This window comes from Thermodesulfobacteriota bacterium (assembly GCA_040757775.1).
Taxonomy (GTDB): domain Bacteria; phylum Desulfobacterota; class UBA8473; order UBA8473; family UBA8473; genus UBA8473.
Map to the genome: position 1 here is coordinate 45,335 of JBFLWQ010000022.1, position 16,111 is coordinate 61,445.

General features: G+C 42.5%; 18 protein-coding genes. 10 read left to right on the forward strand and 8 right to left on the reverse strand.

All coding sequences use genetic code 11. The annotated features are described in order from the left end of the window. Positions 1 to 42 precede the first annotated feature (42 nt). Positions 43 to 1,251 (forward strand): cation:proton antiporter, encoded by a 1,209-nt coding sequence (locus tag AB1401_12455; protein MEW6616257.1) that lies wholly within the window; start codon positions 43 to 45, stop codon positions 1,249 to 1,251. Between the two features lie 82 nt (positions 1,252 to 1,333). Here the strand turns inward: AB1401_12455 and AB1401_12460 are convergent, their stop codons facing one another. Next, positions 1,334 to 2,110, reverse strand: a complete 777-nt coding sequence (locus AB1401_12460) for a TatD family hydrolase (GenBank protein ID MEW6616258.1) — start codon at positions 2,108 to 2,110, stop codon at positions 1,334 to 1,336. Between the two features lie 138 nt (positions 2,111 to 2,248). Then, on the reverse strand, positions 2,249 to 2,890 hold the full coding sequence (locus AB1401_12465) for a histidine phosphatase family protein (protein MEW6616259.1): 642 nt from the start codon (positions 2,888 to 2,890) through the stop codon (positions 2,249 to 2,251). Between the two features lie 196 nt (positions 2,891 to 3,086). Between AB1401_12465 and AB1401_12470 the strand changes: the two genes are divergently transcribed. From AB1401_12470 to AB1401_12510, 9 genes are all read left to right on the forward strand, one after another. After that, the gene (locus AB1401_12470) at positions 3,087 to 3,941 is read left to right on the forward strand and encodes an enoyl-CoA hydratase-related protein (protein ID MEW6616260.1); all 855 of its coding nucleotides are present in this window, start codon (positions 3,087 to 3,089) and stop codon (positions 3,939 to 3,941) included. Positions 3,942 to 4,074: 133 nt separating this feature from the next. Beyond that, positions 4,075 to 4,779, forward strand: coding sequence for a rhomboid family intramembrane serine protease (locus AB1401_12475; protein ID MEW6616261.1), 705 nt, complete (start codon positions 4,075 to 4,077; stop codon positions 4,777 to 4,779). Between the two features lie 80 nt (positions 4,780 to 4,859). Next, positions 4,860 to 5,483, forward strand: coding sequence for a phosphoribosylanthranilate isomerase (locus AB1401_12480; GenBank protein MEW6616262.1), 624 nt, complete (start codon positions 4,860 to 4,862; stop codon positions 5,481 to 5,483). Positions 5,484 to 5,496: 13 nt separating this feature from the next. Then, a complete protein-coding gene (gene trpB, locus AB1401_12485) occupies positions 5,497 to 6,684 on the forward strand; it encodes a tryptophan synthase subunit beta (GenBank protein MEW6616263.1) in 1,188 nt (395 codons plus the stop codon). Further along, positions 6,684 to 7,478, forward strand: coding sequence for a tryptophan synthase subunit alpha (trpA, locus tag AB1401_12490; GenBank protein ID MEW6616264.1), 795 nt, complete (start codon positions 6,684 to 6,686; stop codon positions 7,476 to 7,478). Before trpB ends, trpA begins: the two co-directional genes overlap by 1 nt. A 63-nt stretch (positions 7,479 to 7,541) precedes the next feature. After that, entirely contained in the window at positions 7,542 to 8,309 is a 768-nt protein-coding gene (locus AB1401_12495) for a 3',5'-cyclic-nucleotide phosphodiesterase (protein MEW6616265.1), read from the forward strand. After that, positions 8,302 to 8,676: a 6-carboxytetrahydropterin synthase QueD gene (queD, locus tag AB1401_12500; protein ID MEW6616266.1), complete on the forward strand. Its 375-nt coding sequence runs from the start codon at positions 8,302 to 8,304 to the stop codon at positions 8,674 to 8,676. Before AB1401_12495 ends, queD begins: the two co-directional genes overlap by 8 nt. Positions 8,677 to 8,736: 60 nt before the next feature. Then, the gene (gene folE2 / locus AB1401_12505) at positions 8,737 to 9,504 is read left to right on the forward strand and encodes a GTP cyclohydrolase FolE2 (protein MEW6616267.1); all 768 of its coding nucleotides are present in this window, start codon (positions 8,737 to 8,739) and stop codon (positions 9,502 to 9,504) included. A 15-nt stretch (positions 9,505 to 9,519) separates the two neighbouring features. After that, positions 9,520 to 10,728 (forward strand): 2,3-bisphosphoglycerate-independent phosphoglycerate mutase, encoded by a 1,209-nt coding sequence (locus tag AB1401_12510; GenBank protein ID MEW6616268.1) that lies wholly within the window; start codon positions 9,520 to 9,522, stop codon positions 10,726 to 10,728. A gap of 17 nt (positions 10,729 to 10,745) precedes the next feature. Here the strand turns inward: AB1401_12510 and AB1401_12515 are convergent, their stop codons facing one another. From AB1401_12515 to AB1401_12540, 6 genes are all read right to left on the reverse strand, one after another. After that, positions 10,746 to 12,152 carry an MmgE/PrpD family protein gene (locus AB1401_12515; protein ID MEW6616269.1) on the reverse strand — a complete coding sequence of 469 codons (1,407 nt, stop codon included), beginning with the start codon at positions 12,150 to 12,152 and terminating at the stop codon, positions 10,746 to 10,748. 20 nt (positions 12,153 to 12,172) lie between these two features. Next, positions 12,173 to 12,955, reverse strand: a complete 783-nt coding sequence (locus tag AB1401_12520; GenBank protein MEW6616270.1) for an enoyl-CoA hydratase/isomerase family protein — start codon at positions 12,953 to 12,955, stop codon at positions 12,173 to 12,175. 366 nt (positions 12,956 to 13,321) lie between these two features. Beyond that, positions 13,322 to 13,645, reverse strand: a complete 324-nt coding sequence (locus AB1401_12525; protein MEW6616271.1) for a DUF4143 domain-containing protein — start codon at positions 13,643 to 13,645, stop codon at positions 13,322 to 13,324. A gap of 213 nt (positions 13,646 to 13,858) precedes the next feature. Then, positions 13,859 to 14,968 carry a heparan-alpha-glucosaminide N-acetyltransferase domain-containing protein gene (locus tag AB1401_12530; protein MEW6616272.1) on the reverse strand — a complete coding sequence of 370 codons (1,110 nt, stop codon included), beginning with the start codon at positions 14,966 to 14,968 and terminating at the stop codon, positions 13,859 to 13,861. A 241-nt stretch (positions 14,969 to 15,209) separates the two neighbouring features. Continuing rightward, the gene (locus AB1401_12535) at positions 15,210 to 15,671 is read right to left on the reverse strand and encodes a PIN domain-containing protein (GenBank protein ID MEW6616273.1); all 462 of its coding nucleotides are present in this window, start codon (positions 15,669 to 15,671) and stop codon (positions 15,210 to 15,212) included. Then, positions 15,659 to 15,898 carry an AbrB/MazE/SpoVT family DNA-binding domain-containing protein gene (locus AB1401_12540; protein ID MEW6616274.1) on the reverse strand — a complete coding sequence of 80 codons (240 nt, stop codon included), beginning with the start codon at positions 15,896 to 15,898 and terminating at the stop codon, positions 15,659 to 15,661. Before AB1401_12540 ends, AB1401_12535 begins: the two co-directional genes overlap by 13 nt. Positions 15,899 to 16,111 lie beyond the last annotated feature (213 nt).

Below are 16,111 nucleotides of genomic sequence, written 5' to 3' on the forward strand. Positions count from 1 at the left end.
TTCGTCGAGGCGCGGTTGGTTTTACGAAAGGAGGACTCCGAAATGGAGCAGATTTTCATTATTGCTTCCCTTTGGCTTGGATTGGCCGTTACTTCCGCCATAATAGCCTATCACCTGCGCGTATCCATCGCCCTGGTTGAAATTTGCGTGGGTGTAATTACGGCCGCCGTGGCCGCTTCCTTCGGCAAAACAGAGGATTTGGGTTCAAATCTGGAATGGGTGCGTTTTCTGGCTTCATCCGGAGCTGTCTTGCTGACCTTTCTGGCTGGCGCCGAACTCGAACCGGATGTGATTCGAACGAAGCTGAAGGAGGTAACTGTCGTTGGTCTGATCGGTTTCATCGCGCCGTTTATGGGCTGTGCTGTAATTGCGCGCTACCTCCTGGGTTGGGGACTCCAGGCAAGTTTGCTCTGCGGCGTAGCGCTTTCCACAACCTCTATGGCGGTTGTCTACGCAGTCATGCTGGAAACCGGCTTCAACAGAACCGATTTCGGAAAGGGCATTCTTGGGGCTTGCTTCATAAATGATCTTGGGACGGTTATTGCCCTCGGTTTATTGTTTGCGCCATTCACATACAAGACGGTCATATTTATTGCCGTGACCGCTTTTATTTTGGCGATTCTGCCGTTTACCAGCCGTTTTTTGACCCGTATATACGCTTACCGTACCGCCGCGATCAGAACCAAATGGGTGATACTTATCCTTTTCGGTCTGGGCGCTCTGGCGCTTTGGTCGGGCAGCGAAGCGGTGCTTCCGGCATATCTTGTTGGCATTGTTCTGGCCGAATTCTCGAATGGCGATACTTTTTGGATTCGGCGACTGCGGACTTTGACTGTTGGATTCCTCACACCGTTCTATTTCATTCGCGCTGGGACGTTCGTTTCATTGCCAGCCCTTGCTTCGGCCCCGATTGTTTTCCTGGTATTGCTGGGGAGTAAGGTGTTATCGAAGATATTCGGGTTATATCCAGTTATTGGACAGTTCCGGCGCAGACGCGACGAGCGATGGTATTACACCTTGATGATGTCCACAGGGCTGACCTTTGGTACAATTTCCGCCTTGTATGGTTTCTCGCATGGCATCGTGACTCAGGGACAATACTCTTTCCTTGTAGCAGTCGTCATCGCGAGCGCCGTCGTTCCTACACTCATCGCCGGACTTGCTTTTCTGCCCCGGCATCTCCTGCCGCCCGAACCCGACAAACAGGTAATAGCCGCACCGCTCGAAAATGACGTGAGTGAAGAGGGGTAACAGCACATGGCACAATTGCGTTGGTCTAAAGGAGAGGGCGACATAGAAGGAGGCCAGAGGAGGACAGCTCTGCTGTTTATCCTTAGGGGATTAGTGAGGAGGCAAAAAGGGTTCTGAAGTTCTGGGATGTAATCTCTGCGACCTCTTCAAAGGATGTATCTTTAAGGGAAGCTATCATTTCCGCTACATACCTTACAAAAGAAGGTTCATTTCTCTTGCCCCGGTAGGGAACCGGTGTGAGAAACGGGCAGTCGGTCTCAATCAGTATTTTTGAGAGGGAAAGTTTTTTTACTATTTCCCGAAGCTCTACAGCCTTTGGGAAAGTTATCGTACCGGGGATGGAAATATAAAACCCCATATCAATACAACTCTTCGCCATAGAGTAATCGCCTGAGAAACAGTGTATAATCCCCCCCAAATTCCTGGCGCCTTCTTCTTTCAGAATCTCCAGGGTCTCTTTATGGGCATTTCTATTATGGATTATAACAGGAAGCTTCAACTCATTGGCCAGGTTGATCTGTTCCCGAAATCTCTTGATTTGAATACCCTTTGGAGAGAGATTACGATAGAGATCGAGGCCAATCTCTCCAAAAGCAACTACTTTTTTGTTATTGGCAAGTGACTTTAAAACCGTATAGGTGTTTTCGTTAATATCTTTTGCATCATGGGGATGGATACCTATGGATGCATATATAAAATCGTAAGAGTCTGCCAGTTCTATAGCCTCGCTGCATGACTCCGAATTGATCCCAATGGTAAGAATATAGTCTATCCCGCTCTCCTTTGCCCTTTTAATAACCTCACTTCGATCATTATCAAATTCAGGCAAATCCAGATGGGCGTGAGAATCTACTAACATGCGGAACCTTCTATCAAAAAATATAAGCGGTCAGCGATCAGCAAACAGCCAACAGCAAGATACGCTATAATAAGCAAGGCGAAGGGGTAAAGGATTTGTTTTTTACTGAGACCGGATGACTAACAGCTGAACACTTACTTAAAAATCTGCCCTACTTGCACTGTCAGCCATTGCTTTGATATGGCAGGTATCATTTATCACAGAGATAATAAATCCTCTCTCCGAGCTGTCGAATATATTTATTGCACATGTATCCTGCCTTATGCGCCAGAAATGTTGATTGGTCAGCCCCAGTACGGCACACAGAATAACCTTATTTACCACCCTGTGTGAAGCAATTGCGACGACCTCATTTTCATGACTGGTAAGTATGTTATTTAGTGCTCCCATAGACCGGAGTTTCACATCATCCAGACTTTCACCATCAGGCGTTTTAACATTGTGAGGTTCTTTTTGCCATTTATCATAAAGCTCCTTATATTCTTCCTTCACCCTGTCATGGGGCATCCCCTGCCACTTTCCAAAGTCAATATCGATAAAGCCTTCTGCCTCTTTTATCGAGAGGTAGGGGTGAGACCTGCCGATGGCATTAGCTGTCTCCATCGCCCTGCTCAAAGGACTTGAATAAATTGCATCTATCCTGTAATTACCAAGGGCTTCACCGGTTGCCCTTGCCTGCTCAAGCCCCACAGAGTTAAGGGGCACATCAATCCTTCCTCGAAATACCTGCTGTTTGTTCCAATCGGTCTCTCCATGTCTAACGAGGATTATTCTTGTCATGTTGTTTTATCTCTCCCCTATAAAATTGATGGCTTCGTAAAAAGTATCAGGTACTTTAGCATTCAATCCATTCACTGTCAAATAGTTATTTGTACTGAAAAAATACCTTGACTTGGAAAAAGGAGCAGGTATATTTAAAGCACTACCTTCAACAAAGGGGGGTATAGAATATCTATATTAAGGGAGGTCATAAGAAATGGCTTGGACAAAGTGGAAAACTGTAGCTGGTTTTGATTTTAAAGACATTATTTATGAGAAGAAGTACCATAAGGAACTGGAAGGTGGAATAGCCAGAGTAACGATCAACCGTCCAGACAAACTCAATTCTTTTACCAATTTGACCCAGGATGAAATGTTCAGAGCAGTGGATGATGCCAGCCATGATTCTCTGATTGGTGCGGTAATTATTACAGGTGCAGGGGATAAGGCATTCAGTACGGGTGGTGATGTCGGCTGGGAGGCCACCGGTCTAAGAGAGCAATTTTACTGGAGATACCCCCCCAATCAAATTGTTAGAATGTGCCGAAAACCGACCATTGCGGCGGTAAAAGGGTGGGCTATTGGAGGGGGACATCACTTAGCCTATGTGTGCGATTTTACTATAGCAGCAGATAACGCCAAATTTGGGCAGAATGGACCCCGGGTTGCCAGCCCGGCTGATGGTTATCTTGTTGCATACCTGACAAGGGTTGTGGGAGCCAAAAAGGCAAGGGAAATGTGGATGCTCTGCAGACGCTACAATGCCCAGCAGGCACTAGAGATGGGACTGATAAATACTATAGTGCCCTTGGATAAACTTGATGAAGAGGTGGATAAATGGTGTGAGGAAATCCTGTCGTTGAGCCCTGGTTGTCTGGAAATCCTAAAGGCAAGCTTCGATATGGATATTGACTACATGTCTGGTTCATACGGTCAGATGTCAAGGCTAATGTATCCTGATTGGTTTGATAGTGCGGAGTGTAAAGAGGGACCCAAAGCGTTTATGGAAAAGAGGAAGCCCGATTTCTGGAAGATCAGAAAGACAGAGATTAAAGCGAGGAAAAAGCTTTAATTATCTACTGATCAGGCATTACAGGGGTTTTATTTTTAAGCCCCTTTAATGCCTTTATTTTTCACCATTGAGTATAAAATCTATTCCAACCTGAAAAGGATTCATACCCAAGTCTTTTTGAAAGGATATATAAATGGAGTATTACTCCAAAAGACAGCATCTTTCCTTTGGACCTTCAATGACCCCTACTGTTAAGAAGCTTTTAATCATATCAGGGGCAGTTTTCTTGCTTCAAACGATAGTTGGTCAGCAGATGAACCTGATTTTTGGATTGGTTCCTGCTATGGTATGGCATGAATATTTTCTTTGGCAATTAGGGACATATATATTCCTCCACGGAGGGTTTTTTCATTTATTATTTAATCTCTTTGCCCTCTGGATGTTTGGCTGTGAATTTGAAAGATACTGGGGTTCCAGGGTATTTCTAAGATACTTTTTTATTACCGGCATTGGTGCCGCAATATGCACTGTGCTTATAACCCCTAACCTCTTTATTCCCACTATTGGAATGTCTGGAGTGATCTATGGTATCCTTTTAGCCTATGGTTGGTTTTTTCCTAACCGCATTATTTATATTTATCTGTTCTTTCCCATAAAGGCAAAATACTTTGTTATGATATTCGGGGCTATTGAGCTCTATGCATCCATAGCTGGAACTGGTGGAGGCATTGCCCACATTACTCATCTTGGGGGGATGGTTTTTGGTATAATATACCTGAATTACCATAGAATATGGGGATTTTTATACCAGTACTATATGAGATGGAAGTGGTCAAGGCTTAAGAGGCGCTATAAAGTCATAAATGGTGGGAAAGATAGTGATAAGACCTTCCATTAACGATGGACTCCTACTAAGTCAAAATTGGGATGATAAAGGAGTATGGACTTTCCTTTCAGGAGGGGTTAGCCCTGATATAAATGACAAAGATTAAAATCTGTGGAATAACCAATATAGAAGATGCTATCCGGGCAGTAAACCTTGGGGCTGATGCCCTGGGTTTTGTGTTTTATAAAGACAGCCCCCGTTATATTCGAGAAGACACAGCTAGGGAAATAACTCGTGAGCTTCCACCATTCGTATCCTCGGTAGGGGTATTCGTTAATGAAAAAGAGGATAGAGTAAGGGAGATCAGTGAAAGTTGTTCTATAGACATTCTCCAGTTCCATGGTAATGAATCACCGGATTTTTGTTCTCATTTCGACAAAAAAGTGATAAAAGCATTCAGTATTAATAACAGAAAGTGTCTTGAGGTTATTCCCTCTTATCAGGTAAGCGCTGTATTACTCGATACATATTATGAAGAAATCTATGGAGGCGGCGGGAGAGCTTTCAATTGGGAACTCGCCTCTGAGGCAAAAAGATTTGCCAGCAGAGTTATCCTTGCAGGAGGGCTTAATCCCGCCAATGTCATGAAAGCAATCCAAATGGTAGAACCCTATGGAGTGGATGTAAGCAGTGGGGTTGAATCTAAACCAGGCAAAAAGGATCCTGTTAAGTTAGAAAAATTTATAAAAATAATTAAAAAGGCTTATAAGCAGTAGAAGGGATAACGATATGTTACCTGATAAAAAGGGGCATTTTGGGATATATGGAGGGAGATATGTAGCAGAGACTCTAATGCCCGCCCTCTTAGAATTAGAGGAATCATACTACAGGTACAGGGACGATAGAGAATTTCAAGAGGAGCTTAACTACTATCTCAGGGAATATGTCGGACGAGAAACCCCTCTATATCTGGCCGAAAGACTAACCCAAAGACTGGGAGGTGCCAAGGTCTATCTTAAAAGAGAGGACCTATGTCATACCGGTGCTCATAAGATAAACAACACTCTGGGGCAGATCATTCTGGCTAAGAAGATGGGCAAAACTCGTATTATAGCAGAAACCGGCGCAGGTCAACATGGGGTAGCCACTGCAACTGTAGCTGCTATGTTTGGACTGGAATGCGAGATATACATGGGCATGGAGGATATAAAGCGTCAGTCATTAAATGTCTTTCGGATGAAGCTATTGGGTGCCAAGGTGCAGCCCGTCTCGTCCGGGACTAATACATTAAAAGACGCAATGAACGAGGCGATGCGGGATTGGGTTACCAATATATACAATACTTTTTATATTATTGGTTCCGTAGCAGGTCCCCACCCATACCCTATGATGGTTAGAGATTTTCAAAGCGTAATTGGCAGGGAAACAAAAAGGCAGATATTAGAGGTGGAGAAACGATTGCCAGACCATCTAATTGCCTGTGTTGGTGGCGGAAGCAATTCAATGGGGTTGTTTTATCCATTTAAAGATGATAAAGAGGTAGAAATGGTTGGGGTGGAGGCCGCTGGATTCGGTATTAATACAGGCAAGCACGCAGCTTCTATAATGGATGGAAGCGTTGGTGTCCTCCACGGAAGTAAAACCTATCTCCTGCAGGATGAAAACGGTCAGATCAAGCATACCCATTCCATTGCTGCTGGTCTGGATTATCCCGGGGTAGGTCCTGAACACAGCTACTTCCAAGACATAGGCAGAGTAAAATATTCTTCTGTCACTGATAAAGATGCTCTCGATGGATTCAGGCTCCTGACCACAACCGAAGGTATCATACCTGCACTGGAAAGCGCTCATGCTATCGCCTATACAATAAAATTTGCCCCAAGACTCGACGAAGAGAAGGTTATAATCGTCAATCTATCAGGTAGGGGTGATAAAGATATGAATACAGTAGCCGAAGCCCTGGGGGTTTCACTATAATGACCAGAATAACCAGGGTTTTTCAAAGATTAAGTGCCAGTAATAGAAAGGCACTAATTCCGTATATTACTGCCGGAGACCCATCTCTGGATTTAACAAAGAAACTCATTTTTCAACTGGAGGAAAGCGGGGCAGACATCATCGAATTGGGCGTCCCTTTTTCTGACCCCATGGCAGATGGTCCCACAATACAACGTGCCTCAGAACGGGCATTGGCAAACAGTGTCTCCTTAAGAGATGTTCTGGATTTAGTTAGTGAAATACGGATGCATACAGAGATACCCCTCATACTATTCGGTTATTACAACCCTTTCTTTACTTATGGTGCTGAAAAATTTTCCAGAGATGCCAGAGAGGCTGGTGTAGATGGTGTACTTATAGTCGATCTTCCCCCTGAGGAAGTGGACGAACTAAAGGTTTATGTTGACAAGGATAACCTGGATATTATATTCTTGATAGCTCCTACTAGTAATAAAGATAGAATAAAACTAATTACAAATAAAGCCAGTGGATTTATTTACTATGTATCGGTTACCGGGGTCACGGGTGCAAGGAGCAATCTTAACAGTCGTATTGAGGAATACGTAGCCAAGGTTAAGGAGTTTACATGCCTTCCGGTAGGAGTAGGGTTTGGTATCTCAACCCCAGGGCAAGCCGGTAAAGTAGCTAGGTGGGCTGATGCAGTAATCGTAGGCAGCGCCATTGTAAAGATCATCGAAGAGAACTTAAATAGTCCCGATATGGTTAAAAAGGTAGGGCAATTCGTCAAAAGCCTGAAGGAAGGGATAGGATAAAAGGCTGGAGCAACCCGTAACACCCACTAAGGTGGAGAAACCTTTTAGTATTTAGGAGTAGACGTGAAGATAAAGGTACTTGGTTGTTATGGAGCGGAACTGAAGGATTTTCATAGTACAACATTCCTCATTAATGATACTCTACTTCTTGATGCCGGGACAGTAACATCTGCCTTAACCCTGAATGAGCAGATGAATATCCGCAGTATTCTGGTCACTCACTCTCACCTCGATCACACAAAGGATATCCTCTTCCTGGCTGACAATGTAATTGTAGGGGAAAATCACACCTCAGTAGAAATAATCAGTATTCCCGAAGTCATTGATAACCTAAAGTCTCATCTGTTGAACGATAAAATATACCCGGACTTTACCGTCCTCCCTACTATAGAAAAGCCCATCTTGCAGTTTAAGCCGATAAAAACAGGGGAGTTTATCTGTATTGCAGGGCTAACTGTCATTGCCATTCCTGTCAATCACGCAGTGGATGCTGTGGGCTATATAATCAGGGATAAAAAGAGCTCCATTGTATATACCGGTGATACAGGCACTACAGACAAGATTTGGGAAGAAGCCAATAAGTTACCGGACCTAAAAGCGGTATTTATAGAAACATCTTTCCCAAATCGTTTAAGTAAGCTGGCTGAGATTAGCGGGCATCTTACCCCCTTGATGCTAAAAGATCAACTGGACAAATTAAAGAACCCTGACTTATCCATCCTTGTCTTTCACATGAAACCTCAGCACCTTCCTGAACTGGAACATGACCTTGCAGAAATAAAAAACCGAAGAATTGTTATCTTAAAACAAGGAGAGGTGTTCAATGTATGAGGTAATGATTGAATCAGGGTTTTCTGCTGCCCACAGCCTTAGAGAGTACGAAGGCAAATGTGAAGGGCTCCATGGGCACAACTTTAGAGTAGACGTCTATGCAAGGGCAAAAAAACTGGATAGTACTGGCATGGCAATAGATTTCAGAACCTTGAAAGAAAAAACTCATACCATTTTAAATCAATTGGATCACACGTATCTAAATGAGATTCCTTACTTTTCTGAGGTAAATCCATCTTCTGAGAATATTGCGGTTTATATATTCAAGAATTTAGAGAAAGAGACCAGTGATGGTAATGTTGTAATAAGCAAGGTAGCTGTCTGGGAATCTGAGGGTTCCTGTGCCTCCTATTATGAGTTAGAGTAGGGGCAATCCTGTGTGATTGCCCTACTTATTTCAGAAGGGTAATTAAAAGAAAGCATAGATATGATCGATATTCAAAACCAGATTGACCATAGGAATATAGAGATTGAGAAAGTCGGTGTAAAAAATATCAAATACCCGATTATCGTTTTAGACCGCAAGAATAAGACGCAACATACAATAGCTAACATCAATATGTATGTCAACCTTCCCCATCACTTCAAGGGGACCCATATGAGTAGATTCATTGAGATACTGAATGAGTACAGGGGAAGAATAAATATCAAAACCCTCTTCACCATAATTGACGAAATGAAAGAAAAACTCAATGCCAAATCTGCTCACCTGGAGATAGAATTTCCTTATTTTATAGAGAAAAGGGCTCCTGTTTCGAAAGCAAAGAGCCTGATGGAATATACCTGCAAATTTTGTGCATCCCACAATGAAGAGAGAGATTTATATATTCAGGTAGACGTCCCCATCACCACCTTATGCCCCTGCTCTAAAGAAATTAGCCAGGATGGCGCCCATAATCAGAGGGGTAAAGCATCAGTTAAGCTGCGTTTCGAAAAATTCCTCTGGATTGAAGATATTATAAAATATGTTGAGGAGTCCGCAAGTAGTGAAGTCTACTCCCTTCTTAAGAGGTCCGATGAAAAATTCGTTACAGAAAAGGCATATTTAAATCCTATGTTTGTTGAAGACGTGGTCAGGAATGTAGCCTCTAAGCTCGATGCCGATACAAATATTACCTGGTTTAGTGTGGAGGCAGAAAACTTTGAAAGCATTCACAACCATAATGCCTATGCTTTTGTAGAAAAGAAGGTTTGAGTGGGGGAGAAATAAATGCTTTCACATGGTCTTCTTGAAAAACTGGTAATAAAAAATAACACTAAAATAGTGTATCTCATTTTAGATGGGGTAGGTGGACTGGAAGTGGAAGGAAAAGGGGGAACTGAACTGCAGGTTGCCCATACACCCAACCTGGATGAATTGGCTAAAAACTCTACCTGCGGTTTGTTGGACCCTGTTGCCCCGGGGATCACTCCTGGGAGTGGGCCTTCTCATTTCGCTCTCTTCGGTTATGATCCTTTCGAAAGCAATATTGGAAGGGGGATTCTGGAGGCATCTGGGATAGCTTTTCCATTGACTCCCAGAGATGTGGTAGCCCGGATAAACTATGCAACCATCGACAAAGAGGGGAGGGTCATTGACCGTAGAGCCGGCAGAATAAACAATTCTGAAAACAGTAGGATATGTGCAAAGCTAAAAGAAAATATCAGGCTTGGTAATACTGAGGTTTTCGTTGAACCAGTCAAAGAACACAGGGCAGTACTGGTATTAAGGGGAGACAGTCTTGAAGGAGACATAGAAGATACAGACCCTCAAAAGGTTGGATTATTCCCCCTGGAACCCAAAGCCAATAATCCCGAATCAAAGGCAACAACTAACTTGGTTTCGGATTTTCTGTCTCAGGCAAAATCAATACTGGCTGATGAAAAGAATGCCAATATGATCCTCCTCAGGGGATTTGCCAGGCACAGAGTCTATCCTTCGTTAGAAACAAGGTTTGGCTTGAAGTCTCTTGCTATAGCTACTTATCCTATGTATAAAGGAATAGCCCGGTTGCTGGGGATGACTGTTCTTCCATCACTGGAGGGTATTGAGGATGAATTTAAGGCATTGAAAGACCAGTTTAACAATTATGATTTCTTCTATCTACACATCAAACAGACCGACTCCCGTGGAGAAGATGGGGATTTTGATGCCAAGGTGAAGGTAATTGAAGAGGTTGATAGCCTTTTGCCCCAGATAACTGAACTAAACCCTGATGTACTGGCGGTAACAGGGGATCATTCTACCCCTGCAAAGTGGGGTGGACATAGCTGGCATCCCCTTCCAGTAATACTGAATTCTAAGTTCTGCCGAATTGATCAGGTAACAAAATTCGATGAGATAAGCTGCATCCAGGGAGGGTTAGGCCGCCAGCCCACCGTTAATCTTATGGCCATTATGCTCGCCAATGCGGGACGCCTTGCAAAGTTTGGGGCATAATACCAGGTTCTGCTTGATCACCAACTCCTTACCCATTCGGAAACGCTCTTTATCCCTTCGAGGGTTTTCAATTCTTTCTTTATACTTTCCCGTTTTCCCTTTTCGAACACACTTGAGGTAAGTACATCAAACTTGTTATCCATCTCTTCCTCGGTCAGAGGATTATGGCTGAATCCTTTGCATGTGGAAGTAATCTCATATTCATTCCCGTCTTTCAAACGGACATTCAGGGGAGATTTAAATATACCATCTTCCATAAATGCCTTGTCCAGTTCCCTATCTCTCTCAATCTTCACCTTATCCGCCAGATCAAGCATCTTAGTGTCTGTAAGTCTTTTTTCAGATAGCTGCTCCTTTGGATTTAAAAGATGGCCGTCTACTATCACTGTTGCAAGGATGAAAGGCAGGCTCCACTGAGATATGGTCAGATTTTTTGGTTTGACTTTCACTTCTCTGGGGACACCCAGGAAGAGGGCAAAATGTGGAACATATGCCGTTATCTCACCTATATCCTCTGCTTCGAATCCATGTTCATTTATAAGTTTGATTACCCCATCTGCATACCCCTGGTTATAATGGCAGCATCCATAGTATTTAAATGCCATTTCTTTGATATTCCATGTTTCTCCAAGACCGTCTACGAGGTCGTCCTGGAATGTCATGTCTCCTGAAAGGGCATTGATAACCCCAAACCGTCCTTTACTATCCCATTGTCCCTCAAATATGGCATGAGGGCCAACAAACCCCTTTTTTGCCATAAGGGCATTTAGTATCCCGTTTTGTGATGCCCTTCCAGAGTTCCACCTGTAAGTCCAGTTTCCGTCAATAAGGTAATCTATGGTGGCTGCACCCATAGACCCTCCTGCCAGGCCAAAGGCATTGGTCATCTCCTCCTGCTTCAGGTCAAGGAGTTTACCAGAAGCGGCAACTGCACCAAAGGAAGGAAATATGGAGTTCGCCTCAAAGCCCCTGGCAGCAGTGAAACTCTGGGGTCTCCTATTCATGGCAGATGCAACCCTGGTCACAACCTCATAGCCAGCCACAACAGAGGTTATAAGGTCTTTTCCTGTCACACCCTCCCGTTCAGCCATAGCCAATGCTGAGGCTATCACACTGCAACTGGGATGGAGTTCCACCCGTGGATATGTATCACTCAGGTCATAGCTCAATGCCATAACCGCATTTACCATCGCCGCATTGGGAGACGGTACAAGATCCTTATGTACCATAATAGTAGACTCCCCTCTCCCTCCAGTCTCTCTAACTATGTCGAGGAGGGCTTTAGTCCAGGGAGAGTCAGCCCCATAAACGGCTATACATACCCAATCGTAGATGCAGAGTTTAGCCTTTTCAACCACATCTGCCGGAATATCCTTGTATTTTAAATCAACAACCCATTCTGCCAATCTCTCTGCAAAGTACATAATAAAAACCCTCCTTATTCTTATCTTCCTTTCCATACCGGCTTCCGCTTTTCTTTAAAGGCGGTCATGCCTTCAACAGAATCCTCAGAACTTGCCAATATAGCCAGTGCATCACCGGCATCGGCTATTCCAGCCCTGAATTCCATGGTCAATCCACGATAGAAGGCATCCCGGTTCATCTTCATAACCAAAGGTGATTTCGACGCAAAATTACGGGCATATTTCATAACCTCCCCCTCCAGCTTTTCATGGGGGACTGCGTGATTTATCAAACCGATCTCTGCCGCAGTTTTGGCCGAAATGGTATCTCCGGTAAATGCCAGCTCAAATGCCTTATGTTTACCTACCAGACGGGGTAATAAAATAAGATGCATGGCTGGAACCAGCCCTACGTTAATTTCGGGATAGCCAATAACTGCTCTCTCAGAAGCAACCAGCATATCACATGAAAAAGCAATGGAACAGCCAGCCGCAAGAGTGGGGCCATTAAGAGCAGCGATGATCGGTTTGCCCATTTTGTAAAGAATCTCGGTCATTTCAAGATAAAAGGTCTCTATAAATCTCCTGAATTCCAAAGGAGATTTCCCACGATATGCGACCAGGTCCAGTCCTGCACTAAAAGCAGTACCTGCACCGGTAACAATAATTACCCTCACAGAATCGTCTTTCTGTGCTTTTTCGTAAGCGGCATTAAGATCAGTAATTAGCTGATGGTTAATGGCATTGCGTACTTCAGGACGATTGAGAGTAATCTTCAGGATGCCAGGTTCAACTATATCATATAGGATAGTCTGATAAAGCATGATTCCCTCCTTAACCCCTTCGATTAGATAACTGATCCACTTTTATTAAGCCATGATTTTTTGAATTACGCAGATACCGTTGGAGATGAGACGCAGGAAACGCACAAGCGTTTTACCGTCGATTCTCCAGCAGCTTGTTATACCCATCTTATTGCGTGTTAAATTAAACGTAGAAAATAGGGGACGTACATCGGCTTATAAGTTAATCATTCATCTATACAAGAAGTTATGGTCTTTGGCCAGTTGTTCACCTCTGCTCACCGCCGCACTGACTGTCGGCTACGAAATTCTTAACATCTGTGCCAGTTGAGTCTGACTGATGCCTAGCTCCCGCACCGCCTAAAAAAACACATATATAAACTATAGCTACTCAAAAATTCTCCCCATATTTTTAACTGGCAGGGCAAAAACATCTTTGCTAATCGGGTATATTTCATCCCCCGGATAGATGACAAATCCCTTTTTGCAACGTAGGTCTTTCATACCGTTCCAGAAGCCTTTTTCAACTTTTGGACTCAGGGAATACTTTATCTCTATAGCGATTGGTTCATTCCTGTGATCAAAGAGCAAAAGATCAATTTCTGCTCCTGCACTTGTTCGATAAAAAAAGCTTTGCCAGTATTCAGGGATTATGCCGATAATCTGCTCAATTACGAAGCCTTCCCATGAATTGCCTGATGAAGGATGAATTTTTGTGTGAGAATACGTTGTATGGCTCTTGCCAGGGTCGTTTTACCAACCTGACGGGGTCCCAGGATTCCAACAACAGGATATTGTTTCAGAGAAAGTTCAGCGGTTTTTTGTGCCTTTCGTGTTATCATCATTGAATATTAAAATAAACTCTTTCGATTTGCAAGGTTAATTTTGGCAGTAACCCTTGTCCCCTCTATCTCTCTAAATATATCATATTTTTATAAATATCTTCCTACTATATAGAATTAACAATATAATCCAAAAAATTAAGACATGTGTTACAGCAAATAAAAGTGAGCCATTCAGGTAACCGGCAGCAGGTACAAATAATTGATTATAAAGCCAATCAACCCCATTGACAACGGAACCATCAGCTTTAGTTATCTTTATTAAGGAAATATAAATTTTCAACCAGACAATTGAAAGTACGTATAGAAATAAAGGATTCATGCCAAAGACAACAAACGGAAATGTCCACTTCTTATATCCCTGAACATCTATAAACCATAAGAGAATCGAAAGAAATATCAACGCCCAACCTGATGTATAAACCACATATGAACTTGTCCATAGAGATTTATTAATCGGGAAAGTTATACCCCAGATTTTCCCAATCAGTATAGCAGTAACACCCACTAAAAACATACAATAAACAAATGACTTAAGATTGGATTTTGTCTGTAATGATTCACCGGCTAAATATCCAAAAATAGTTGTTACAACAGCAGGGAGCGTGCTCAACAATCCTTCTGGATCAAAAGGTATTCCGATTCCTTTCCATAGATGATTTTCACCAAAAATCCTGAGGTCAATAACGCGGACTAAATTGCTTTCCATACCATAAGGGTCACCTTGGCCAAATCCCAATAATAGCAGCCAATAGATGATTAATATAATCCCTGATATGATTGTCAGTTTTTTTGAGTTGAAATAAAGACAAAACAATGCAGCTATTCCATATGCGATACCTATCCGTTGTAATACTCCCAATATACGCAAATCTGAAATCCCAGAGTTAAATGGAAATGCATTTAATGCCAATCCAATCAAAAAGATTATTAATGCCCGTTTTGCTATTTTACTTGTAGCAAATAAAGAAGTTTTATCGTCAAATTTCCTGAATGAATACGATATAGCAACGCCAACTATAAAAAGAAAAAATGGGAAAATTAAATCCGTGGGAGTGCATCCATGCCACTTTGAATGACTCAGAGGTGCGTAAACATGAGAGAAGCTTCCGGGAAAATTTACAATAATCATTGACGCAATTGTAATTCCCCGGAAAGTATCCAGAGCTAATAAACGATCAAATTTTTCCATTTTTATTAAGCCCTGAATTTTTGGATTACGTACATAACATTGGAAGTGAGATGCGGGAGTAAATAGGGAACGTACATCAGTTTATAAGTTAATCATCCATCTATACAGAAGTTACGGTCTTTAGCCAGTTGTTCACCTCCGCTCACCGCCGTACTGACTGCCGGCTGCGAAATTCTTAACATTGTTGCTACGGTACTTAGGAAATGCTCTACTGGTATCTACCTCATTTAAAATAACTTTATCAATTCACCAACTCTTTAAGCACCAATGTTTCAATCTCTTTAATCTTCTTTAGTTTATAATCATTAGAGAGGAAAATGGTAGCATGGTTCTCAATAGCAGAGGCAATCTGTAGGGCATATGGGGTTCGGATTCCATATTTTGCTCTAAATTCAGCCCCTTTTTCTGCTGTCTTTGGATCTATATTTACCATTTTGAGGTTAGGAAAATTGTTGAGAAGAAATTTGTAGTCTTTGACTGCCTCTATATTCCGGTCCTTGATAGGTTTTACCAGGATCTCAGTGAGGGTTATGGTAGATGTAACCCCTTTTGCAAGCCCCTTTTCTATGTAATAAAAAATCGAACTCAGCACGGACATGTATGGCTCTTTTGCTTCCATAGAATAGATAAAGAGCATAGTATCAAGCCCTATTACTTGGTGTCTTTTGAACAATTTCTTGATCTTATCATCTATCTCTCCCATGATTTTCTTTCCTCATTGAGATAGCTGTCAGTATTCACATCCTTCCAGACTTCCTTGTGCAATCCCATCATATAATTGGTATAATTTTTTGGCTTGGGGTAGATAATCAAGCTCCCTTCCTTAACCTGCATTAATAACTCGTCACCTGGTCCTATCTCTAAGGCTTCTCTGACATGTTTTGGAATCACCACCTGACATTTACTGCTTAATTTAACCCCTACTTCCATTTTACTTTCTCCTCTGTTTCTTACTTTTTAGATTCTAACTTAATTATATTCAATAGTAAAAACAATGTCAAATGTTTTTACCGCACTTGTCAGAAACAAATAAACTGTCCTGTATTGTAGCACATAATCTGTCCGGTTTACAATGGTCACCAGTGGAGGTGACGTATGGGACGGACAGAGATATTACAGGAGGTTCGGAAGATGCGATTTGAA